The 22442-nt window shown below is 64.1% G+C and carries 24 protein-coding genes; 11 read left to right on the forward strand and 13 right to left on the reverse strand.

The features are described 5' to 3' along the window. Nucleotides 1-44 precede the first annotated feature (44 nt). From MTAI_RS00645 to MTAI_RS00665, 5 genes are all read right to left on the reverse strand, one after another. Entirely contained in the window at nt 45-1283 is a 1239-nt protein-coding gene (locus MTAI_RS00645) for an ABC transporter substrate-binding protein (protein WP_027886661.1), read from the reverse strand. Nucleotides 1284-1302: 19 nt separating this feature from the next. Further along, the gene (locus MTAI_RS00650; protein ID WP_027886660.1) at nt 1303-2496 is read right to left on the reverse strand and encodes an ROK family transcriptional regulator; all 1194 of its coding nucleotides are present in this window, start codon (nt 2494-2496) and stop codon (nt 1303-1305) included. 82 nt (nt 2497-2578) lie between these two features. Beyond that, the gene (dtd, locus tag MTAI_RS00655) at nt 2579-3043 is read right to left on the reverse strand and encodes a D-aminoacyl-tRNA deacylase (RefSeq protein ID WP_027886659.1); all 465 of its coding nucleotides are present in this window, start codon (nt 3041-3043) and stop codon (nt 2579-2581) included. 102 nt (nt 3044-3145) lie between these two features. After that, nucleotides 3146-3976 carry a DegV family protein gene (locus MTAI_RS00660; RefSeq protein ID WP_027886658.1) on the reverse strand — a complete coding sequence of 277 codons (831 nt, stop codon included), beginning with the start codon at nt 3974-3976 and terminating at the stop codon, nt 3146-3148. A gap of 80 nt (nt 3977-4056) precedes the next feature. Further along, complete coding sequence (locus tag MTAI_RS00665; protein WP_027886657.1) at nt 4057-4896, reverse strand: DegV family protein; 840 nt, start codon at nt 4894-4896, stop codon at nt 4057-4059. A 259-nt stretch (nt 4897-5155) separates the two neighbouring features. Between MTAI_RS00665 and serA the strand changes: the two genes are divergently transcribed. From serA to MTAI_RS00680, 3 genes are read left to right on the forward strand one after another with little or no spacing between them, the layout of a single operon-like run. Next, nucleotides 5156-6721, forward strand: a complete 1566-nt coding sequence (gene serA, locus MTAI_RS00670; RefSeq protein WP_027886656.1) for a phosphoglycerate dehydrogenase — start codon at nt 5156-5158, stop codon at nt 6719-6721. Between the two features lie 28 nt (nt 6722-6749). After that, nucleotides 6750-7808 carry a pyridoxal-phosphate-dependent aminotransferase family protein gene (locus MTAI_RS00675; protein ID WP_027886655.1) on the forward strand — a complete coding sequence of 353 codons (1059 nt, stop codon included), beginning with the start codon at nt 6750-6752 and terminating at the stop codon, nt 7806-7808. 47 nt (nt 7809-7855) lie between these two features. Next, the gene (locus tag MTAI_RS00680; protein ID WP_027886654.1) at nt 7856-8653 is read left to right on the forward strand and encodes an SDR family NAD(P)-dependent oxidoreductase; all 798 of its coding nucleotides are present in this window, start codon (nt 7856-7858) and stop codon (nt 8651-8653) included. Here MTAI_RS00680 and mqnP read toward each other — a convergent pair. Together mqnP and MTAI_RS00690 are read right to left on the reverse strand one after the other, a co-directional pair. Next, nucleotides 8650-9510 carry a menaquinone biosynthesis prenyltransferase MqnP gene (gene mqnP, locus MTAI_RS00685; protein ID WP_027886653.1) on the reverse strand — a complete coding sequence of 287 codons (861 nt, stop codon included), beginning with the start codon at nt 9508-9510 and terminating at the stop codon, nt 8650-8652. The genes MTAI_RS00680 and mqnP overlap by 4 nt on opposite strands. 33 nt (nt 9511-9543) lie before the next feature. After that, the gene (locus MTAI_RS00690; RefSeq protein WP_027886652.1) at nt 9544-10380 is read right to left on the reverse strand and encodes a sulfurtransferase; all 837 of its coding nucleotides are present in this window, start codon (nt 10378-10380) and stop codon (nt 9544-9546) included. A gap of 64 nt (nt 10381-10444) precedes the next feature. On the opposite strand from MTAI_RS00690, the gene acuI reads away from it, so the two are divergent. The 3 genes from acuI (at nt 10445) to MTAI_RS00705 (ending at nt 12530) form a co-directional block, all read left to right on the forward strand. After that, complete coding sequence (acuI, locus tag MTAI_RS00695; protein ID WP_027886651.1) at nt 10445-11425, forward strand: acrylyl-CoA reductase (NADPH); 981 nt, start codon at nt 10445-10447, stop codon at nt 11423-11425. Nucleotides 11426-11478: 53 nt separating this feature from the next. After that, nucleotides 11479-12120 (forward strand): lysophospholipid acyltransferase family protein, encoded by a 642-nt coding sequence (locus MTAI_RS00700; protein WP_027886650.1) that lies wholly within the window; start codon nt 11479-11481, stop codon nt 12118-12120. Nucleotides 12121-12227: 107 nt separating this feature from the next. Next, nucleotides 12228-12530, forward strand: coding sequence for an HU family DNA-binding protein (locus MTAI_RS00705; protein ID WP_027886649.1), 303 nt, complete (start codon nt 12228-12230; stop codon nt 12528-12530). Between the two features lie 59 nt (nt 12531-12589). On the opposite strand, the gene MTAI_RS00710 is transcribed toward MTAI_RS00705, so the two are convergent. From MTAI_RS00710 to MTAI_RS00725, 4 genes are all read right to left on the reverse strand, one after another. Then, nucleotides 12590-13033 carry a hypothetical protein gene (locus tag MTAI_RS00710; protein WP_027886648.1) on the reverse strand — a complete coding sequence of 148 codons (444 nt, stop codon included), beginning with the start codon at nt 13031-13033 and terminating at the stop codon, nt 12590-12592. A gap of 60 nt (nt 13034-13093) precedes the next feature. Beyond that, nucleotides 13094-13714: a nitroreductase family protein gene (locus MTAI_RS00715; protein ID WP_027886647.1), complete on the reverse strand. Its 621-nt coding sequence runs from the start codon at nt 13712-13714 to the stop codon at nt 13094-13096. 155 nt (nt 13715-13869) lie between these two features. After that, nucleotides 13870-14604, reverse strand: a complete 735-nt coding sequence (locus tag MTAI_RS00720; protein ID WP_027886646.1) for a pseudouridine synthase — start codon at nt 14602-14604, stop codon at nt 13870-13872. 185 nt (nt 14605-14789) lie between these two features. After that, entirely contained in the window at nt 14790-15422 is a 633-nt protein-coding gene (locus tag MTAI_RS00725; protein WP_027886645.1) for a winged helix-turn-helix domain-containing protein, read from the reverse strand. Nucleotides 15423-15530: 108 nt separating this feature from the next. On the opposite strand from MTAI_RS00725, the gene MTAI_RS00730 reads away from it, so the two are divergent. From MTAI_RS00730 to MTAI_RS00740, 3 genes are all read left to right on the forward strand, one after another. Continuing rightward, on the forward strand, nt 15531-16877 hold the full coding sequence (locus MTAI_RS00730) for an MFS transporter (RefSeq protein WP_027886644.1): 1347 nt from the start codon (nt 15531-15533) through the stop codon (nt 16875-16877). 85 nt (nt 16878-16962) lie between these two features. Beyond that, on the forward strand, nt 16963-17601 hold the full coding sequence (hisG, locus tag MTAI_RS00735; RefSeq protein WP_027886643.1) for an ATP phosphoribosyltransferase: 639 nt from the start codon (nt 16963-16965) through the stop codon (nt 17599-17601). 73 nt (nt 17602-17674) lie between these two features. Then, entirely contained in the window at nt 17675-18691 is a 1017-nt protein-coding gene (locus tag MTAI_RS00740) for an aldo/keto reductase (RefSeq protein ID WP_027886642.1), read from the forward strand. Here the strand turns inward: MTAI_RS00740 and MTAI_RS00745 are convergent. Beyond that, a complete protein-coding gene (locus MTAI_RS00745) occupies nt 18688-19656 on the reverse strand; it encodes a quinone oxidoreductase family protein (RefSeq protein WP_027886641.1) in 969 nt (322 codons plus the stop codon). The genes MTAI_RS00740 and MTAI_RS00745 overlap by 4 nt on opposite strands. Before the next feature lie 32 nt (nt 19657-19688). Here MTAI_RS00745 and trmH point away from each other — a divergent pair, with 32 nt between their 5' ends. After that, nucleotides 19689-20321, forward strand: a complete 633-nt coding sequence (gene trmH / locus MTAI_RS00750) for a tRNA (guanosine(18)-2'-O)-methyltransferase TrmH (RefSeq protein WP_027886640.1) — start codon at nt 19689-19691, stop codon at nt 20319-20321. A 40-nt stretch (nt 20322-20361) separates the two neighbouring features. Next, nucleotides 20362-21543 (forward strand): VanW family protein, encoded by a 1182-nt coding sequence (locus MTAI_RS00755; RefSeq protein ID WP_027886639.1) that lies wholly within the window; start codon nt 20362-20364, stop codon nt 21541-21543. Between the two features lie 72 nt (nt 21544-21615). On the opposite strand, the gene MTAI_RS00760 is transcribed toward MTAI_RS00755, so the two are convergent. Continuing rightward, nucleotides 21616-22431: a transglutaminase family protein gene (locus MTAI_RS00760; protein ID WP_027886638.1), complete on the reverse strand. Its 816-nt coding sequence runs from the start codon at nt 22429-22431 to the stop codon at nt 21616-21618. Between the last annotated feature and the right edge of the window lie 11 nt (nt 22432-22442).

Raw genomic sequence — 22442 nt, forward strand, 5'->3', positions numbered from 1 at the left:
CTGGGAAAAGAAGGGGCAGGCCCCAAGGCCTGCCCCGGTGAAGCCTACTGACCCAGACGTACCTGGGTGGCGATGGCCTGGGCAGCGTTGGCCGCGGCCTGAGCGTTGCGGCTCGAGAGGTAGATTTCCATCACGGTGCCAAACTGGCTCATGAAGGACTCGGGGGCCACTGCACCGTGCACCAGCGAGCCTACGATGCGGTTGGACTTCCAGTCGCGCATGGCCGACTGCAGGTAGGCGTTGTACTTGCTGGGGTCGGAGTCGGTGCGAGCGGCAATGGAGCCCTTGAGCGGGTTGAAGGTATCCTGGCCTTCCTTGGAGCCCAAAAGCCGCAGCCAGTTGAGCACGTTGGTGCGGTTCTTCACACCCTTGGGCAGGCCGAAGGAGTCGGAGAGCATCATGAACACGCCGGCGGTGCTGGGGGCAGGGGCCCAGCCGAAGCCTTCACCAGGCTTGAGGCCCTTGGTGGTGGTCATGTAGCCTGCGGCCCAGTCGCCCATAATGTTGAAGGCGGCGCGGCCCTCGAGCACCCGGTCGACGGCCTGCTGCCAGCTCAGGCCCGAGGCATCCTTGTTGGCGCAGTCCAGCACCCGGCCAAAGGTGTTCCATACCGCCACGGCTTTGGGGTCGTTGAAGCGCAGCTTGCCGCTCCAGAGGTTGGCGTAGTCGGCAGCGCCCAGCACGCCCAGGGCCACCGACTCCCACAGGTGCTGCTGCGTCCAGTTCTCGCCCAGGGCCAGAGGGGCCTCGAGGCCCTTGCTTTTGAGGGTTTGGCAGACGGTCAGGAACTCAGCCCAGGTTTTGGGCGGCTGCACCCCCCATTCGCGCAGCTTGGCCGGAACGTACCACATCACGTTGGAGCGGTGGATGTTGACCGGCACGCTGTAGATCTTGCCCTTGTAGGAGATCAGGTCGATCAGCCCCTTGGGAAACTTGGTCATCCAGCCTTCCTGGTTGAATAGGGCGTTCAGGTCTTCCATGCGGTCGGCCACCACCCAGGTGCCGATCAGCTCCTGCCCGGCGTGCACCTGGAAGCTATCGGGGGGATCGCCGCCCAGCATGCGGGTCTTGAGCACGGCCCGGGCGTTCACACCGGAGCCGCCGGTGACGGTGGCGTTGACGACCTCTACGTTGGGGTAGCGCTTCTTGTACAGGTCAATCAGGGCTTGCAGGGCGGGGCCTTCGTCGCCGGCCCACCAGGAAAAGATCTCCAGCTTTCCCGACTGGGCCAGCCCCATGGTGCTAAGGGCCAGGGCCGCTAGGCTTAGGAATAGCTTCTTCATGCGCATCCTCCTCTAAGTCTTACACGCCAATGGTTGACCGGGTTGCCAGGGGGGAGATTGGCGGGCTCCACGCCCTGGTACCACCATTTGCTAAAAAGCGCTGCAACACCAACGCCGCAGCGCCCATAGCCGGGGCCAGATGTCCGAACGCGCTGGGTTTGACGGGTATTTCGGCGTGTTCGGGGATAAAAGCCAGGTTGCGGATGGTCTGGCGCAGGGGGGCCTCGAGCCACTTCCAGGCCTCGGCTCCGGCCCCGCCCAGCACCACCACCGCCGGGTCGAAGGCAACACACAGATTGACCACAAAACGCCCCAGCTCGTAGGCCAGGTTCTGCAGAGCTTGCAGGGCGTAGGGGTCTTGCTGTTCGGCCCGCTGCAGGATGCCCCAGAAGCCTTCTTGGCGGTTGCTGGCGGCCTGGTAGCGTTCCACCATAGCCCGCAGCGAGAGGCTGTCCTCCACATCCCCGGCACGGCTGCGGCTGTGGGGCTGGCCGGTAAGCCAGTGGCCCAGCTCACCCGCGGCCCCCAGCCGTCCCCGGTAGACCTGGCCGTCCACCACCAGGCCGGTGCCCAGGCCCGTGGTCATGACCACGTAGACCAGGGGGCTTTGCTGCTCGCCCCAGAAGGTCTCACCCAGGGCGGCGGCGTTGGCATCGTTGTCTACCAGGGTGGGCACTTGGAGCAGGGCCTCGAGCATCTCCGCGGGCTGCTCGTTGTGCCAGCCGGGGCCCGGTGCATAGAGCAGCCTGCGACCGTGGACTACCCCAGGGACGGCCAGCCCAATCCCCAGCAGCTGGGTGGGTTCGGAAAGCCGACCCTGCACCTGCTCGGCCAGCTTGGTTAGCCGCTCGTTCAGCGGGGTGTGGGGGCTTTCGACCCAGTCCCATTCTCCGTGGATGGTGTTGTTCAGGTCGAGCAGCACAAGCTGCGTGTTCTCCACGCCCAGCTCGACCCCCAGGGCCAGGGTGTGCTGGGGGCAGAACTCGAGCGCGGTGCCCGGACGGCCCAGGCCGGGTTTGTGTCGCTTCCCCTCGTCCAGCAGGCCCTCCTCCAGCATCTCCTGTACCAGCGCGGAGACCGTGCTTTTGGTCAGACCCACCGCCCGGGCCAGCGCAGCCCGGCTCTGCGGGCCATTGCGGCGCAGGGCCTCCAGGATCAGGCGGCGGTTGAGCCGCTTAATGGCTTGCTGGTCAAGGGGAGTGGTACGGGCCATAACACGCCTTTGCAGGCAGGGTTACTTAGTAAGTTTAGCGAACGAACTATATCCCAGCCGGGCGCGCGCTGTCAATCCTCGGTCAGGCCCGCCGGGGTGAAAGCCGCTTGGCGGAGTCGAGCCACAGGGTGACCGGGCCATCGTTGACCAGGTGCACCTGCATATGGGCCTGGAAGACGCCGGTTTCAACTGGCAAGCCCTGCCCGGTCAGCAGATCGCAAAACTGCTCGTACAGGCGCCGGCCCACTGCTGGCGGCGCTGCTTCCACAAAGCTGGGCCGGTTGCCCCTGCGGGTATCGCCATAGAGGGTGAACTGCGAGACCACCAGCACCCCGCCCCCCACATCGGCCAGCGCCAGGTTCATCTTGCCTTCGGCATCGGCGAAGATCCGCAAACCGGCAATTTTGCGGGCCAGATAGGCGGCGTCCTCGAGGGTGTCGTGCTGGCCGACCCCCAGCAGCACCAACAAACCCCGCCCAATCTGCCCCACGGTCTGGCCGTCTACCTCCACCCTGGCCTGGGAAACCCGCTGCACCACCGCACGCACAGCCCAACAATAACAGGGGAGCAGGGAAAAGGGGAGGGGCCTACCTTCTTGCCTCCGGGGTGTGGGAGCCCTCGGGATGAGGGAAAATCTGGGGCAGGGCCTTTAGCGGGGCGCTGCAAACAACGCCACCGTGCCGGGGCCGGTGTGAGCGGCCACCGCCGGGCCGCATGTGCGCACATCCTCGATGACCACACCCTCCTGGCTGATCAGTTTGCGCAACTCCTCGACCCCCTGGGGGTTGTAGGCGTGGGCCAGCACCACCCGGGCCCCTTCAGGAAAGGCCTTGTGGAAGGCCTCGGCCAACTGTTGCAAACCCTTGTGCCAGCCCCGGGCCCGCTCGAGGGGCCGCACCAGCCCATCCCGGACTTCCAGCACCGGCAGCAGCTTTAAAAGCGAGCCGATGAAGTGTTGCAGGCCGCCGATGCGCCCGCCCCGGTGCAGGTACTCCAGGGTGGCCGGCAGCACGAAGCCGCGTATGCGCTGCACCAGCGGCGCGATGGCCTCTTCCAGCCGATCCCAGGGCACCCCCGCGGCCAGCTTGCGCCGGGCCTCCTCGATCACGAACGAAAGACCGCCGTTCAGGGTCAGGCCGTCAATTACCTTGACGCGGTTGCCGAATTGCTCGGCCACCTTGCGGGCGGTTGCATAGGTGCCCGAGAGCTTGCTGGAGACGTGCACCGAAACGATGCGGTCGAATTTCTGCAGCAGCTCCCTGTACAAAGCCTCCAGATCGGCCGCCGAAATCTGGCTGGTGCTAACCTTCTTGCCCGCAAGCTGGGCCTGGATCACCTGGTCGGGGGTCATCTCTACATAGTCGCGGTAGCTCTGGCCCTCGAGGATGACCTGCTGGGGGACGAGGTAGATGTCCCGCTCGAGGGCTTCTTGCGGCGAAAGGCCCAGGGTCGAGTCGGCCACAAAGGCGGTGCGTTCCATGGTTACCTCCTGGCTGGCGGATTTAGTCCAGCATACCAGCAGCCCTCCCCCAGCTAGACCGGCGGCAAAGCGGGGCGGGTCTAGAGGCTGTAGGCATAAAACCCGTAGACCCCCGGCCCGGTGTGGGTCGAGATCACCCCGCCGATGCTGCTAGTAGCCCGCTCCTCCAGGGGCAGCCCGGCGGCCTGCACGGCGGCCTTGAAGGCGGCCAGGTCGCTTTCCTCGGCGTTGTAGAGGTAGTAGATGCGGATTTTCTGGCGGCCTGCGGCCCAGTTTTTGAGGGATTCGACCATCTCGGCCAGGGCCTTCTTTTCACCCCGGGCCCGGCCTGCGGCCTCTACCCGGCCGTCCTTGAGGGTCAGGATGGGCTTGATGCCCAGCAGGCTGCCCAGCAGGGCCTGGGCCCCGCCGATGCGCCCATTCTTTTTAAGGTAGTCCAGGGTGGCCAGGGTAAAGCGCACGGTGTGGTCGGCGCGGATGCGCTCGAGCTCCACCAAGACCTGCCCCAGGTCGGCCCCCTGGTCGAGCAGCTCCTTGGCCCGCTCCACCATCATCCCGATGCCCATGCTGGCGGCCTGGGTATCGAAGATGGTCACCTTGCCTGGAAACTCCTGGCTGGCGAGCTGGGCCGACTGTACGGTGCCGGAAAGCTTGGAAGATATGTGAATCGAGAGCACGTGGTCGGCTTTTTGCAAGGCCCGTTCGTAGGCCAGCTTGAAGTCGGTGGGGGAGGGCTGGCTGGTGCTGGGCATCCCGGCCCCGGCCCGAACCCCTTCGAAGATATCGCTGGGGGTGATTTCGACCCAGTCTTTGTGGATTTTGCCCTTGAAGTTGACGTATAGAGGCACTATTTCGACGCCCATCTCGGCGGCGCGGTTCTGTAGGTCGGAGGTTGAGTCGGTTACGATGGCTATTTTCATCTTGGCTCCTATCTCTGATTGTGCGCCCATCCGGGCCACCAGCGCCCTTGTGGGACTGGTTGGGGAATGGGCGAAGCGAAAAGCGGCACTTCTTCGTGGTGTAAGTCTAGCACAGGCTTTTGGCATTACAAAAGCAAGCTTTGGCCCGGTATTGCGCTTTTGTATTGTGCCAAACCACACAAAATGATAAGGTTGAAGGCGTGCTGCTTGGGGGCCAGCGCCCCTAACCCATCCCACAATACAACCGAGGGCCAGAGCTATGTGGAAAGTGTTAGTGACCGACGAGATGCGGCTGGGGGAGGTAAAGCACCCCCAGGTACGCCTGGACTATAAGCCCGGTATGGTGCGGGAGGAGCTGCTTCGGGTGATTGGCGCCTACGACGCCCTGATTACCCGCAGCCGCACCCAGGTGGATGCCAGGGTGCTGGAGGCCGGGGTGAACCTGAAGGTGGTGGGCCGGGGTGGGGTGGGGGTGGACAACGTCGATCTGGAAGCCGCCTCCCGCCGGGGTATCCTGGTGGTCAACGTACCCGAGGCCAACACCCGCTCCGCCGCCGAGCTGGCCTGGGCTCTGCTGCTGGCGGTGGCGCGGGGCCTGGTGGAGTCGGATCAGAAAATCCGGCAGGGCTTGTGGGATCGCAAGTACCTGGGCCTCGAGCTCAACCACAAAACCCTGGGCATCGTGGGCCTGGGGCGCATTGGGGGGCAGGTGGCCAAGTTTGCCAAGGGCTTCGATATGCGGGTGCTGGCCTACGACCCCTACATCCCGCGCAGCCGCGCCCAGACCCTGGGGGTTGAGCTTTTCGACGACCTGGCCGATATGCTGCGCCAGTGCCACTTCCTGACCGTACACACCCCCCTCACCGAGGAGACCCGCGGCCTGATTGGTCGCCGCGAGCTCTACCTGCTGCCCAAAGGGGCGGTGGTGGTGAATGCCGCGCGGGGCGGCATTGTGGACGAAAAAGCCCTGGTGGAGGTGCTGAACGAGGGGCACCTGTGGGGGGCCGGGCTGGACGTGTTTGTGGAGGAGCCCCCCAACGCCGAGCACCCCCTGGTGCACCACCCCAAGGTGGTGCACACCGCCCACCTGGGAGCCAACACCATAGAGGCCCAGGAGCGGGTGGGCGAGGCGGTGCTGGAGCGGGTCATCGAGACCCTGCAGGGCAACTTAGCCCATGCCCTCAATACCGGCTTCGATGCCGAGGGCCTGCAGCTCTTTTCGGCCTGGCTGCCGCTGGGCGAGGCTCTGGGTAAGCTGCTGGCCCAGATCACCCAGGGCCGCCCGCAGGCGGTGGAGGTCTCGTTCTACGGCGAGTTTGAGAAAAACCCCGACCCCATCGCCTCGGCGGTGGCCAAGGGGCTTTTGGAGCAGGCGCTGGAGGCCGGAGCCATCAACCTGGTCTCGGCCCGGCCGCTGCTGCGCGACCGGGGCATCGCGCTGGTGACCCGGCAGGTGCAGGAGCCGCTCGATTACCGCCAGGTGCTGGAGGTGCGCCTCGAGACCGACAAAGAGACCCGCAAGGTGCGGGGGGCGCTGCTGGGCGGCAAGCCCCGCATCGTGGGGATTGACGACCATATGGTGGAGGCGGTGCCCAGGGGCTATATGCTGGTCTGCATCAACCGCGACCGGCCTGGGGTGGTGGGCAAGGTGGGCACCCTGCTGGGGGAGAACAACATCAACATCGCAGGTATGCAGCTTGGCCGCGACAACCCCGGCGGCAAGGCCCTGTTTGTACTGGCCATCGACGAGCGGCCCGGCGAGGCGGTGCTCTCGGCCCTGCGCGGGCTGGAGGTGCTCGAACGGGTAGATCTGGCCGAGCTGTAGTGTATGGCCTAACGATAAAATACCTGCCATGTACCGCCCCCGCCTTCTCACCCCTGGCCCCGTTGAACTTCACCCCAAAGCCCTCGAGGCCCTGGCCCGCCCCCAGCTGCACCACCGCAGCGAGGCCGCCAGGAAAATCTTCCTGCAAGCCAAGGCCGGCCTCGAGGCGGCCTTCAAGACCCAGGGCCAGGTTTTGATCCTCACCGGCTCCGGCACCGCCGCCATGGACGCCCTGGTGCAGAACCTCTTTGCGCCGGGGGCACGGGTGCTGGTGCCGGTGCACGGCAACTTCTCCGAGCGCTGGGCCAAAATTGCCACCGAAGCAGGGCTGGAAGTGGTGCGGCTGAACCTGGAGTGGGGCCGGGTGGTGCGCCCGGAGCACCTGGAAAGCGCCCAGGGCCCCTTCGACGGCCTGCTGCTCACCCACTCCGAGTCCTCCACCGGGGCCCTCAACGACGTGCGCACCCTGGCCCAGGCTTTCAAGGCCCGCTTCCCCGAGAGCCTGGTGGTGGTGGATGCCATCACCAGCCTGTTTGTTAGCGAGTTCGAGCTGGAGGGCTGGGGCCTGGATGCCGCCGCCTGTGGCTCGCAAAAAGGCATCATGTGCCCGCCAGGGCTGGGCTATGCGGCCCTATCGCCCCGTGCGATAGAGCGCCTCAAGCCTCGAGGCTTCTACCTGAACCTGGCCTCCGAGCTCAAGGCCCAGAGTTCGGGTGAGTCGGCCTGGACGCCGGCCATCAACCTGGTGGCCGCCACCGCCGCGGTGCTGGAGGAGCTGCTGCCCCGGCTGCCCGAGCACATCGCCCTCAAACGGCAGCAGAACGAGATTCTCTACGCCACCGGCCAGGAGCTAAGCCTAAAGCCCGTGCCCGAGGTAAAAAGCCCCGCCACCACCTGCTTTTACCTGCCCGAAGGGGTAAGCTACGCCCAGGTCAAGGAGGCCTTCGCCGTGCGGGGCGCCACCATTATCGGCGGGCAGGGCCAGCTCAAGGGTAGGGTCTTTCGTCTCTCGCTGATGGGCTACTCCGACCTGTACGATGCGTATGCGGTGGCCCAGATGATGCGCGAGGCCCTGCGCTTCGGTTAGTGCGCTGGCGCGGTGAAGGAGCTCGAGGTTCGAAGGGGGTGCATAGCATGAAGGTTCAGGGCAAGGTGGTGGTGGTCACGGGGGGCGGCAGCGGCATGGGGCGGGCGCTGGTCTTGCAGCTGCTTGGCAAGGGGGCCCGGGTGGCGGCGGTGGATCTCAACGCGGCCAGCCTCCAGGAGACGGCCCGGCTGGCCCAGGCGGGTGAGCGGCTCTCCACCCACGTGCTCAACATCACCCAGCGCGAGGCGGTGGAGGCCCTGCCGGCCGAGGTAATAGCCCGGCATGGGGCGGTGGACGGCCTGATCAACAACGCCGGCATCATCCAGCCCTTTGTGCGGGTCAACGATCTGGACTACAGCGCCATTGAGCGGGTCATGAACGTCAACTTCTACGGCACCCTGTACATGATCAAGGCCTTTCTGCCGCACTTTTTGCAGCGCCCCGAGGCGCACATTGTAAACATCTCGAGCATGGGGGGCTTCTTGCCGGTGCCGGGTCAGAGCGTGTATGGGGCCTCCAAGGCGGCGGTCAAGCTCCTGAGCGAGGGCCTGTTTGCCGAGCTGCTGGAGACCCCGGTGCGGGTGACGGTGGTCTTTCCGGGGGCGGTGGCCACCAACATCACCGCCAACTCGGGGGTGGAGATCCGGGCCGCCGAGGGCCGCCGGCCGGCGGCCAAGCCCCTCGAGCCCGAGCGGGCCGCTCAGATTATCGTGGAAGGCATGGAGCAGAACCGCTTCCGGGTGCTGGTGGGCTCGGATGCCCGGCTGATGGATCTGCTCTACCGCCTGGCCCCGGAGCGGGCCGCCCGTTTTATCTACCGGCAGATGCGTTCGCTGCTGGGTTAGACCCAGGTGTCCAGCAGAATCACCGCCAGCATCCCCAGGCTCACCGCCACATTGGCCTGGAAGAAGGCCTGGTCTACCCGGCTCAGGTCATTGGGCTTTACCAGTTGATGCTCGTACCACAGCACCGCACCCACCCCCAGCACCCCCACAAAGTACGGCCAGCCTGCCCCGCAGAGCAGGCCGGTGAGCAGAAAAAACCCGAAGGTGAGGGCGTGGCAGGCCTGGGCGATGCGCAAAGCAGTGGGGAGACCAAAGCGGGCCGGCACGCTGTGGATGCCGTTCTCGCGGTCGAAATGGTAGTCCTGGGTGGCGTAGAGGATGTCGAAGCCGGCCAGCCAGAAGGCCGTACCGGCCCACAGCGCGAACAAAGCGGGTTCAAAAGCCCCGGTAACGGCAATCCAGCCCCCCGCGGCGGCGGCCCCGATGGTCAGGCCCAGCCAGAAGTGGCACAGCCAGGTGAAGCGCTTGGTGTAGCTGTAGCCCACCAGAAAAAACACCGCCACCGGCAGCAGTTGGGCGGTGAGGGGGTTGAGCTTGAAGGCGGCCAGGGTCAGGAGCAGCAGGCCCACCAGGGCCAGGGCCAGCACCTCGGCGGGCTTGACCAGCCCCCTGGGGAGGTGGCGTCCGGCGGTGCGGGGGTTGGCGGCGTCGATGGCGCGGTCAATCAGGCGGTTGAGGGCCATGGCCCCGGTGCGGGCCCCCACCATGGCCACCGTAACCCAGGCAAACACCTCCCAGCCCGGCCAGCCCCGGGCGGCCAGCAGCATGCCGCCGTAGGCGAAGGGGAGGGCAAACAGGGTGTGCTCGAAGCGGACGAGCTCGAGGTAGGTTTTGAACCGATGCGAGATAACCTGCATATCCTGAAGGCCAGTTTACCCTGGGCCGGGGGTTTATTCTGGACCCCTGGCTACCGGGCGGCTGGGGTCGGAGATCCAGTCGCTCCAGGAACCGGCGTAGAGCCTGGCCTGTTTGCCGGCCAGCTCCAGCGCCAGCACATTGGCCGCGGCTGAGACGCCCGAGCCGCAGTATGCGATAATCTCGCCCTCGAGGCCCTCGAAACGCTTTCGCTGTTCTTCGGCGGGCCTGAACCGGCCCGAGGCCTCCAGGCCGTCCAGCCAGTTGCGGTTGATGGCCCCCGGAATATGGCCGGCCACCGGGTCTATGGGCTCCACCTCGCCCCGGTAGCGCTCGGGGGCCCGGGAATCGATCAGGATGGTACCCGCTGGCCGGCGGGCCACATACTCGGCGTCCACCACCATCTCAGGTCGAGGGTTGGGTTTGAAGGCAGTCGGCGCATGCCTCACCTCCGAGGTAGAGACCTCATACCCGGCCTCCCGCCAGGCCCCGATGCCGCCGTCCAGCACGGCCACCTCATCGTGGCCCAGCCAGCGCAGCAGCCACCACAGGCGCGGGGCATACATGCCGCCCGCAGGGGGGTCGTCGTAGGCCACCACAAAATGCTCATTGCCGATGCCGGCCTGGCCCAGGGTTTGGGCCAGGGTCTCCGGGCTGGGCAGGGGGTGGCGGCCCCCCCGACGGTCGGGCCGCACCGGCCCCGAGAGGTCCTGCTCCAGGTCGAGGTACAGGGCCCCGGGGATGTGCCCGGCCACGTAGGCCTGCCGTCCGGCCAGGGGGTCTTGCAGGGAAAAGCGACAGTCCACAATCCGCAGCCGCTCGTCGCCTAGGTGCGCGTGCAGCCATTGGGCGCTGACCAGCAAAGAAGGCATACCACCAGCCTAACACCGCCGGCCGGATTGTGCTGGCCCAAGGCCCATCGGGTAATCTAGGGCCATGCAAACCTTCAAGGCACTGGTGGTGGAGTCGGGCGACCCCTACACTGCCCATATCCGGCAGGCCCGCTTAGACGAGCTGCCGCCGGGTGAGGTGCTGGTGCGGGTGGCCTACAGCAGCCTCAACTACAAGGACGGCCTGGCGATCACCGGCGCGGGCAAGGTGATCCGCAGCTTCCCCATGGTTCCGGGCATCGACCTGGCCGGCACCGTCCTGGAGTCGGCCTCGCCGGAGTACAGGCCGGGCGACCCGGTGATCCTGACCGGCTGGGGCCTGGGGGAGCGGCACTGGGGGGGGCTGGCCGAGCTGGCCCGGGTGCGCGCGGAGTGGCTGGTGCCCCTGCCCGAGGGGCTCACCCTAAAGCAGGCCATGGGCATCGGTACGGCGGGTTTTACCGCCATGCTGGCGGTGATGGCCCTCGAGGCCCATTCCATAGACCCTGCCAAAGAGGTGCTGGTCACCGGCGCCGCCGGGGGGGTGGGCAGCCTGGCCGTTGCACTTTTAGCCCAGCGGGGCTACCGGGTGGTGGCCTCCACGGGCCGCTTGCAGGAAGAAGCCTATCTGAAATCGTTGGGGGCTCACGAAATACTGGATCGCGCGGCGCTCAGTGCACCCAGCAAACCCCTCGAGTCCGAACGCTTTGGTGGGGCGGTGGACACCGTGGGTGGGGCGGTGCTGGCCGGGGTGCTGCCGCGCATGGCCTACGGCGGCAGCGTGGCGGCCTGTGGCAACGCCGGGGGGGCGAGGCTCGAGACCACCGTCTTCCCCTTTATTCTGCGCGGGGTCAACCTGCTGGGCATCGACTCGGTGATGTGCCCTAAAGAAAAGCGCCTCCTGGCCTGGCAACGCCTGGCCCGCGAACTGCCCAAGCCCTTGCTGGAAGCCACCCTGCAAACCGTGAGCCTGGAGGAGGTGCCGGCGCTGGCCCAGGCCATCCTGCAGGGGCAGGTGCGGGGGCGGGTGGTGGTGAAACTGGACTGAACCCTTTTTTGCGCGGTGCTCAAACCGGGCTTTGTGCTTATGATGGTTGGGCCATGTACGAGTACGGCTTGGGCGTGTACAAGGTCTGTAAGGTGATTGCGCGGTTCTTGCTGCAGGTCTTGTTTGGCCTGAAGGTTGAAGGGGCCGAGAAAATTCCCAAGGAAGGCCCGGTGATCCTGGCCTCCAACCACATGTCCTTCCTCGATCCGGTGGTGATGGGGGTGGCCTGCCCCCGGGTGGTGAGCTACATGTCGCGCGACGATGTGTTCAACTATCCCATCCTGCGCTGGCTTTTACCGCGCCTGTACGTGATTCCGGTCTCGAGGGGCTCGGGGGACTTGGGGGCGATTAAGGCCGCCATCCGCGTGCTCAAAAACGGCATGGCCTTTGGCATCTTTCCCGAGGGACGGCGCAGCCGCACCGGCTTTATCGAGCCCTTCAAAACCGGTGCGGCGGCCATTGCCCTGCGCACGGGCGCGGTGATTGTTCCGGCCGCCATCATCGGCAGCGATAAAGCCTGGCCGGTGGGCCGGTGGCCGCGCCTTCGTCGCAGGATCCGGGTGGTGTTTGGAGATCCCATCGTGCTCCCTCCAGGCAAGCCCGACCACCAGACTTTGGAAGAGGTCACACACCGCCTCGAGGCTGCTGTGACCGCACTTTTGCCCCCCCAGTACCACCGAAAGCCCACGGTTTAGGCATTCTGTTTGAAACGAAATTGCCTTGAACACTGCTCTGGTGCTTGCAATTTGTAGATTGGCTGTGATACACTCCGTGCCGAAGGGAAAATAAAGGAGGTAACAGTATGGCACGAGCTGCAGCAAAGAAAACCAAAACCAAAGCCGACCTGATTGACCAAGTGGCCGCTACTGCTGGCTTGAAGAAAAAAGACGCCAAGGCCGCCGTGGACGCTTTCCTGAGCAAAGTCGAAGAAGCCCTCAAGGCCGGTAATAAAGTGCAGTTGACCGGCTTCGGCACCTTCGAAGTGCGCAGCCGTAAAGCCCGCACCGGCGTGAAGCCTGGCACCACCCAAAAGATCAAAATCCCCGCTTCCAAGTACCCCGCCTTCAAGCCTGGCAAAGCTCTGAAGGAAGCCGTTAAGAAGTAAACCGGCAATCCCTTCCAACAGAGGAGGCCTCGGCCTCCTCTGTTGATTTGTTGAGACCGCTACCCAAGGCGCAGCAGGGGGCGCCACCAGGGAATGGCCAGCAGCACCAGCGCGAGGCTCGAGCCATACCAGATTAGCGCCTGACGATGTTTTAGCAAGGCGTCGGTGGCTTTTTTGCTGCGAACACCCCCTATATGGGCCAATACCAGCGCAGCCAGCATCAGTACCCAGTGCTCTGCTATAAAAAAGCGGGTTTGGCTGTTTTGCATGGCCGCGCCTGGGTTGTTCAGTGCGCTTTGAACAAAGGGACTCAGCAGCATCAATAAAACACCCAGAAGCAGCTGGAGATCTATCAGACCGGTATACACCTGGCCGGCGCGGCGATCCGTGGCTGTATAGACACGGTTTTTGAGCCCTATAACGCTTCGGTAGATCAGGTATGCTGCGGCGAGCAGCACCAGCCAGCGGGCGATGTTGTGGAAAGAGAGCAGAAACTCGTACATACCTTTATCCTACAGCCCAATGGGCATGGCCTGCTCTTGTGCCAGCGTCATCTACCCTGGCTACTGCCAGCGCACCACCCGCTGTAGCTCGTGGCGGTGGTGCTCGAAGCCGGCTTCATCGGCGACACCAATGGGTAACAGTGCTGTGATGGCAACGTGCGGGGGTAAATTCAGAATTTCTTTTACCTTGCCGGCATTGAACCCGCCCATCGGGACGGTGTCGTAGCCGAACCCGCGGGCAATTAGCATCAAGAAGGCCAGCAAGATAAAGCCCTGGGCCTTACCCCAGTTTTCGCGCTCCTCATCGCTTTTGCTTTCCCAGGCTTTGCGCAGATTGGCGGCCCGGATCTGTTTTTGCTCCTCGGAAAAGCCGGGATGGAGGGTTTCCTCCACGTGCTCGAGGGTATCCTTCATATCGCTATACACCACCAACACCGCAGGAGCGAGACTTACCTGGGCCTGGTTGTTGGCAGCTTCGCGCAGGCGCTCCTTTAGCTCGGGGTTTTGTACCACCACCACCCGCCAGGGCTGGAGGTTGTTGGAGCTGGGCGCTTTGAGGGCCAGTGACAAGATTTCCTCCAGCACCTCTTTGGGAATGGGTTGGGGCTTGAACTTGCGGATGCTACGACGGGTGAGCACCGCGTCTTTGACTGAGAGGATGCGCTCGCTTACTGCTTCCATACCGCGGCTCACTCTAGCGGATATACCCCGGACAACCATGCCTCACTTTACAATTTATAGTTTGGGGCTGGGGCGTGGGTGCCTGTTGTGCAGGGGATTTTTGCCTCCCACCTTGCATTTTTGCAGAGCCTGCTATTCTTGGCGCGGGAAGGCTTTTAGTTTCCGGTTCGCATTCCCACCGCCTCGTAGAGGGCATTTATTTCATCTGATGTAAGTGCGCGGCTGGCCCCCGAGGGCAGATCGGGGGGAAGCCAGAGCGGCCCGAAGGCCAGGCGCTTGAGGTAGGTTACCTGGTTGCCTCGAGCGGCAAACATCCGCTTGACCTGATGGAAACGACCTTCGCGGAGGACCAGCTCTACCTTATAGGGGTCGGGGCCCAGGTACAGCTCCGCGGGCTGGATCGGCTCGCCTTCTAGCTCGAGCGTACCCGCCGCAAAGACGGCGACATCCTCGGGGGTTGCCGGGCTGGCCAGCTCCACGTAGTAGCGCTTGGTTACCTTCCAGCGCGGATGGGTCAGCCGGTGCAGCAACTCGCCGTCGGTGGTGAGCAGCAAAAGGCCCTCGGTATCTTTGTCCAGGCGTCCTACCGGCATCCAGTCGTCGCGCTGGAAGGCTTCGGGTAGCAGGGCTGTAATGGGGATGCCGTCGTGGTCTTTGGTCGAGGTGATGTAGCCAGCAGGTTTGTTAAGCAGCAGGTAAAAGTATTTTTGATACGATAGCGGTTCTCCAGCCACTTCGATGCGGGCCTGGGTGGGATCAAACTTATAGCCCGCGTCGGTGATGGTCTCGCCGTCAACGGTAATCAGGCCTGCGCGGGCCAGCCGGTGTATTTCTTTGCGGGTTCCTACACCCAGGTGCCCCAATACTTTGTCTAAACGTTCTTTGGCCATGTTAAATAAAAAACCCCCGTTTTCCGGGGCTGATAAATAAAGTATATACCCATATACGCTATGCGTCAAGGCTATGCAAGGCTGTGGGGTATGCAAGGCCAATTTTCGGCTAGTTCGCTGCGCTCCCGGCCTCTTTGTGGCTCGAGTGCCCTACCCCGATTTGCCCACACGCTGGGCACCTGGGCTCATACCTCATGGGTTGGAGCCAGGCCCAGGTGTAGCACGTATTTTTCCGCGCCGTTCCGGTGGGCATAGCGTTCATAGAGTTCCCAAAGATCGCGCTGCAGCGCTTTGGCATCGTGTCTATCCAGCATCAGACCCCCGTTCCAGAAATTGAGAATGGCCGGGTGCTGGGGATCTAGGTGCTCGGGTGGACTGGATTCATCCTCGAGGTTGGAGCCCCAGACCAATAGCCCGTCTGCGTTGCGGTAGACCACGATTTCCGATCCGTACTCATGCGCTCTAAGGGCTTTTTGCAGGCTGCGCTCGAGCAGGGCTTTCCAGAAAGCATGGCCGCTCAGGTTCTCTAAGAGCCGCTGGGGTATCAGTTCCAGGGGAACACGAAAAGAGGTAGCGGTGGCCTGGTAGTGCTTGATGGGCCGCCCGGGTCTTTGCGATATAGCCACCACTTCCAACAAGCCGGCCTTGCACATCCGCTCGACCCGATAGTGCATGGCCTGGATGGGCAGATTCAACACCTCGGCAGCGGCCTTGAGGGTGGTGGGGCCAGACATAAAGGGCTTGAGGAATACCGCAGCCTTGGGATCGGCCAGAATGCGGGCGGCCAGTGCATTATCGACCAGGCGTGTCTGGAGCATGCTTGTATCCTACTCTAAGTTTTGTATTTTTCGTGGAGTAGGCTTTACCTACACTAACAGGGAAGGGGGTCTGGGCCAGGCCTTGTGCCCAGGCCGTTTGACTGCAATATGCGAGCGCAATTAACCGGACTGAAGGGGTTTACGCTGGTGGCTTTCGGGCAACTGGTCTCGCTGGTGGGCAGCGGCATGAGCCAGTTTGCCCTTACCATCTGGGCCTTTGAAAAAACCGGGCTGGCGACCTCGCTGGCCCTGATGGGATTTTTCTATATGGTGCCGCTCATCCTGATTTCGCCTTTGGCCGGGGCCTGGGTCGATCGGGGCAGCCGCAAGCTCATGATGATGGTCTCCGATCTGGGCGCGGCGGTGGGTACGCTGGCGGTATTTTTGCTGTATTTGAGCGGAAACCTCGAGATATGGCATCTGTACGTGGTGGGTGTGCTCAACGGCCTGACCAGCGCCTTCCAGTGGCCGGCCTACTCGGCGGCCATCTCCACCATGGTGGACAAGAAAGACTATGCCCGGGCCAATGGCCTGCTCTCGCTGGCAGAATCGGCTTCGGGCATTGGAGCCCCCATTCTGGCGGGCATCCTGCTGGGGCTGGTGGGGCTGAGGGGCATTCTTCTACTAGATCTGCTTACCTTTGCGGCGGCTTTCACCACCCTTATGCTGGTACATGTACCGCAGCCCAAGCAAAGCGCCGCTGGACGGGAAAGCCGGGGAGGCCTGCTGGCTGAGGCCCTGTATGGTTTCCGCTTCATTTTTGCCAGGCCCAGCCTGCTGGGCTTGCAGACGGTGTTCTTGCTGGGCAATCTGGTGGCCAACCTGGGTTCGGCCATCATGGCCGCGATGATTCTGGCCCGCACGGCCTCGAGCGAGACCGCCCTCGCGACCGTGCAAAGCGCCGCGGGGGTAGGGGGCGTGCTGGGTGGGGTACTGCTCTCCACCTGGGGTGGCCCCCGCCGCAAGGTGCACGGGGTGTTGCTGGGCTGGGTGCTCTCGAGCTTTTTTGGCAGTGTGTTGCTGGGTCTGGGGCAAAGCGTGTGGGTCTGGGCGGCCTGCGCTTTTATTTTTGCCCTGATCGTGCCCATTTTGAACGGCTCCAATCAGGCCATCTGGCAGGCCAAAGTGCCCCCCGATGTGCAGGGCAAGGTGTTTGCGGCCCGGCGCATGATTGCCTGGGTGGCCGGGCCCCTGGCCATGCTGGTGGCCGGCCCCCTGGCCGACCGGGTGCTGACCCCGGCCATGATGCCCGGTGGGGCCCTGGCCGGTGTTTTTGGCGGTCTGGTGGGGGTGGGGCCCGGGGCCGGAATGGCGCTTTTGTTGGTGATCAGCGGCCTGCTGGGGATGATGGTAGGGTTTGGGGGTTACTTCTTCCGGGTGGTGCGGGAGGCCGAAGACCTGGTTCCCGACCACGACCACACCCCCGAGGTGCGGGCGGAGCCGGTGGCATCGTAGCGGATGGGCGGGTTGTAGCCGTCCTGGGTGGCAAAGAATGGCTGGGGGAATAAGGCCAGCCGGGATGTGATATAAGGAAGCTCGGATGATTCGAGGACGCTTTACGCTGGTGGTGGCTTTACCCAAGGGGCGCAACTTCGCGGATGGCTACAGGGCCCTGGTACAGGCTGGACTGGAACTTCCCCCCCTCGAGGGCGAACGGGCCTTGCTGCATGGGCGGGAGGGGGGGGTGGCGGTGCTCGAGCTGCGCAACCACGACGTGCCCACCTACGTCGACCTGGGCATTGCCGATGTGGGGGTGGTGGGCAACGATGTGTTGCTGGAGTCGGGGCGCGATGTGTACGAGCCGGTGGATCTGGGCACGGGGGCCTGCCGCCTTTCCCTCATCCGCCACCCCGCTGCGACCGGGCCCATCCGCCGGATTGCCACCAAGTACCCCCGCTTTACCGCACAGGTGCTGCGCGAGCGGGGAATGGTGGCCGATATCATCGAGCTGGCCGGCAATGTTGAGCTGGCCGCCCTTACCGGGCTGGCCGATGCGGTGGTGGACGTGGTGCAGACCGGGGCCACCCTCAAGGCGGCGGGTCTGCTCGAGGTCGAGGTGCTGGCCCACTCCACCGCTCGTTTTATCGTGAACCGCCAGTCGCTCAAGCTCAAGCGTGAGCTGCTGCGTCCCCTCATCGAGCGCCTGCGGGCCAACGCCCACAACCTGCCCGCCTCCTAAACCCTGAGCCGCCAGGGGCAAAGATGAAAAATCTTGCAATGCTCGAGGGCCGATGGCCGTAGAATCAGGCCCTATGCGCTACCGCAAACTAGGAAAATCCGGTCTGTTTGTTCACCCCATCGCCCTCGGCACCATGCAGTTTGGCTGGACGGCCGACGAACCCACGGCGTTTGCCATCATGGACGCTTTCGTGGAGGCGGGCGGTAACCTGATCGATACCGCCGACATCTACAGCACCTGGGCGCCTGGCAACCCCGGCGGGGTCTCGGAGGAGATTATTGGGCGCTGGCTTAAAAGCCGGGGGCTGCGCGACCGCGTAATTGTGGCTACCAAGGTGCGCGGCCCCATGGGGCCGGGGGGTTCGGAGGGGCGCAACCACCCTTTGCAGCGTGAGGGGCTCTCGCGGGCCTGGATTATGCGGGCGGTGGAGGACAGCCTGCGCCGCCTGCAGATCGACCACATCGACCTGTACCAGGTGCACTGGGTAGACAACCAGGTGCCCATCGAAGAGACCCTCTCGGCCCTGACCGACCTGGTGCGCAAAGGCTACGTGCGCTATATTGGCTGCTCCAACTTCTCGGCCTGGCGCCTAATGCAGGCTTTGTGGGCCTCGGATAAGCATGGTTTTGAGAGTTTTGTCTCGATCCAGCCGGAGTACAGCCTGACCCTGCCCACCCGCATGAACTTCGAGCGCGAGCTGGCTCGTGTCTGCGAGACCTATGGTCTGGGTGTCATTCCCTACAGCCCCCTGGCCGGTGGCTTTCTGACCGGCAAGTACCGGCGCGACCAGCCCCTGCCCGAGAGCGTGCGGGCCCAGGGCATCGCCAGCGGGCGCTTTAGCGAGCAGAACTGGAAGATACTGGATAAGGTGCTGGAAATTGCCCAGCAGCACGGAGCGCATCCGGCCCAGGTGGCCCTGGCCTGGCAGCTATCGCGCCCCTTCATCACCGCCCCGATTGTGGGGGCCAATACCGTACAGCAGCTGCAAGACCTGCTACCGGCCGTGCAGCTACAACTAAGCGCGGAGGAGGTGGCGGCGCTCAACGAAGTATCGAGCTGGCCGCTCTCGCGCACCGAGCGAGAAGTTTAGGGGTAAAGCAAGATTTTGCCGGTGCTCTGACGGCTTTCCATTAGGGTGTGGGCTTGGGCGGCCTGCTCGAGCGGGAAGCGTGCGCCCACCTGGAGCCGGATCTTGCCTGAGCGGAGCAGCGCAAAGACGGCCTCCACGGTGGGCCGCAACAACCCGGGCCGATTGCGCCGGTAGTGCCCGCTGCTGTAGCCGATGACGGCCTTGCTCTGGCGGTGCAGCGGGCGGGTCTCGAAGCTACCGGCCTGCCCGCTGGCGTGCCCATACACCACCAGGCGGCCAAAAGGGGCCAGGCAGCGCATACCCTGGCTAAAAACCTCCCCCGCCACCGAGTCGAGGATCAGGTCGACGCCTTTTTGCTGGGTTTGCTCGAGCACCCGCTCGGCAAAGCCCTCATACCCCATCACGGCATCGGCCCCCAGACCACGGACGAACTCGGCCTTGGCCGGATGCCCCACGGTTCCGATGACCAGCCCTGCACCCAGGGCCTTTGCCATCTGCACCGCCAGGCTGCCCACGCCACCCGCAGCGGCGTGCACCAGCACGCTCTCGTTTTGCTGCAACCGCCCGGCCCAGGTCAGGGTGTTGTAGGCCGTCACCAGGGCGGTCAGGCCCGAGACCGCCTCGTCGGAAAGCTCATCGGGCACCGGGTAAGTCAGCACCGCTTTAGCCAGTACCTTTTCGGCATACGAGCCCCCACTCGTAAACACCGCTACCCGCTGCCCTACCCTCAGGCCCTCTACCCCTGCCCCCAGCGCCTCTATAACCCCTACTGCATCCAGCCCCGGTATGAAGGGGGGAGGCGAACCCGCCTCGTAGCCGCCCCGCCGGGCCTGCACGTCGGCGTAGTTGAGGCTGGTCAGGGTGGTGCGCACCAGCACCTCGTCGGGCCCGGGGCAAGGTTCGGGCACCTCCTGGTAGCGCAGGTGCTCGGGCGGGCCGTTTTGTTCAACCACGATGGCTTTCATGCCGTCATTTTGGCACAGTACAATAAACCTCCGTGACGCCAGAACGCCTTGCCAGGATTCGCGCCGTATTGGACAAACGCCAGCCCGATCTGACGGTGCTGATGGAGCGGGTGCACAAGCCCCACAACTTCTCGGCCATTCTGCGCTCTTGCGACGCGGTGGGGGTGCTCGAGGCCCACGCCATTCCGGCCAAGCACGGTATTCCAAACCTGGAAGAAACCGAGGATCTGAGCCTCAAGGGCAGAACCTTCAACGAGACCTCCGGCTCGGCGGCCAAGTGGATCGAGCTTCGTGTCCACCCAGACACCGCCTCGGCCTTTGCCCACCTGAGGTCGCAGGGGTTTCAGGTGCTGGCCGCGCATTTTTCCGAGCGGGCCGTGGACTATCGCCAGGCCGATTACACCCGCCCGACCTGTATCCTGCTGGGCACCGAGAAGTGGGGGGTCTCGCCGGAGGCCGCCGAGCTGGCCGATGGTCACATTCTGATTCCCATGATGGGCATGGTGCAAAGCCTGAACGTCTCGGTGGCAGCGGCGGTGATCCTGTTCGAGGCTCAGCGGCAGCGTTTGCAGGCGGGTTTTTACCAGCGGGTGCGCCTGACGCCCGAGCAATACGAGGCTGTGCTGCAAAGCTGGATGGCCCGGCATGCGCAGGGCCAGGGTTAGTTTGCACATTTTTTGAGTACTCTGGGCCTTAGAGTGGGGTATGCGTGCTGCCACACTGGCTATTTTTTGCTGGATTTCGTTGGCTTTGGCGGGGCCGGACGGCCTTTACTACGCCTTAGAAAACCGCATTGAAAAAGGCCAGATTGTAACTGTAGGGGTGCCCCAGCGCCTCAAGATTGGGGGGGTGGGGCAGCTTCCGGCCCTGCTCGGTAAGGCCGCCCGGCCTGCCCTCGAGGCCCGCTGGCGCTACGACACGGCTTTGAAGGACTGGGTGTTGCAAGACCAGATGGGCCACAGCTTCGACCTGGCCGAGGCAAAAAAGCGCTACCTCGAGGCCCTGCGGACGGGCCAGCCAGAGTTTTTGCTGCCGGTGCGCCACACCCTGCACCCTCGAGGCACGCCATATTTCTACAACCTGGGCATTCGTCAGCTTTTGGCCGAGGCCACCACCTCCTTTGCCGGTTCCTCCTACGAACGCCGCTACAACATCCAGCTCGCGGCCAGCCGCCTCAACGGTGTGCAGATAGCGCCCGGCGAGACCTTCTCCTTCGCCCAGGCCATGGGCGAGGTCTCCGAACGCACCGGCTTCAAAAAAGCCTTCGTCATCTCCGGCGAACAGACGGTGGAGGGGGTGGGTGGGGGGATGTGCCAGGTCTCCACTACCCTCTTCCGCGCGGCTTACTTCTCCGGGCTGCCCATCGTGCAGCGCCGGCCCCACAGCTACCAGGTGCGCTACTACCAGCCCACCGGCCTCGATGCCGCGGTGTTTCTGCCCTCCCTCGACCTTAAGTTCAAAAACGATACCCCCGGCCACCTGCTAATCCAGAGCAGCGTGAGCGGCAGCCAGCTCACCTTCCGAATTTTCGGTACTAAGGAGCGCCAGGTTACCTGGAGCAACCCCGTCACGCTCAGCCGCACGCCAGCACTACCAACCCGCTATATCGTTAGCCCCGAACTGCCGGCGCAGCGCTTTGTGCAGGTAGACTGGGCCGCCGAAGGGGCTACGGTGCAGGTGCACCGTACCATTCGATTCTCCAATGGCAGGGTGCAAAAAGACACCCTCACCAGCACCTACCGCCCCTGGGGCGCAGTGTACCTCGTTGGGGAGGGCACCCAGCTTAAATCGGGGCGGGTGATTACCGCTGCCACCGACGACGCCCCCGACAACCACGGTTACCGCCTGCCCACCCAGAGCCTTCTGCGCCCTACCCGCAGTCCCTAGATGGGGCCGTTTTCGGGAAGAACACTGCTTGCGAATGGGGTTTGCGCGCAAGCAGCCATAGGGCCGGCCACCCTACAGCACCTTGACCTGAACCAGCACGTTCAGACGCTCCTGGCCCCCTCCACGGCGAAGCCCCTTGAGCGGCGGGCAGTCGTCGTAGTCGCGCCCGTGGGCTTTTTTGATGTACTGCTCGGTAATGGTGGAGTTGTTGGTGGGATCGTAACCATACCAGCCCGAGCCGGGCACGAAGGCTTCAACCCAGGCGTGGCTGCCCTGTGAGCCAACCCCTGTGGCCAGATACCCTGAGACATACCGGGCCGGAATTCCCACGCTGCGCAGAACCGCCAGCATGGCCTGGGCGTAGTCCTGGCAGACCCCAGCCCGGCCCTCCACAAATTGGAGCAGCGGGGTGTTTAGCTCGGTGGCAGCGGTGTCGTAGCGAAAACTCCGGTGGAGGTGCTCCGTCACTTCCAGCAGGTAGCTGTGCAGGTTTTCGTGGGGAAGAGGGCGGCGCACACCCAGGAGCTCGAGCCAGTCGTGGTGCAGGGGTACCCTGGGCGTGGGTGACAGATACTCAAAGAACCTAGGCCTCAGGCTTTTCAAGGCCTGAAGGGGTACCGGCCGTGGCTCTGGCATGGCAAAGGTCAGGACTTTGGCCTGGGTTTCGATCCGCAGGGTGGTGTGGGGGTGATGCAGGTGAAAGCTGTACACCCGGTTATGAAAGTAGTCCTGCCGGCTACGGGCCGGGGCCTGGGGTGTAATCTGAAGGCGAAACTCCAAAAGCCCCTGGCGGTGGTCGTCGACTGGATAAAGCCACAGCTCGTTGAAGGAGTCCCGCGCCGCGTCGGGGTAGGAATACTCGGTTAGGTGGTAGACCGCAAGCAGCACCGCGGGTAACC

Source organism: Meiothermus taiwanensis WR-220 (assembly GCF_003568585.1).
Lineage (GTDB): Bacteria > Deinococcota > Deinococci > Deinococcales > Thermaceae > Meiothermus > Meiothermus taiwanensis.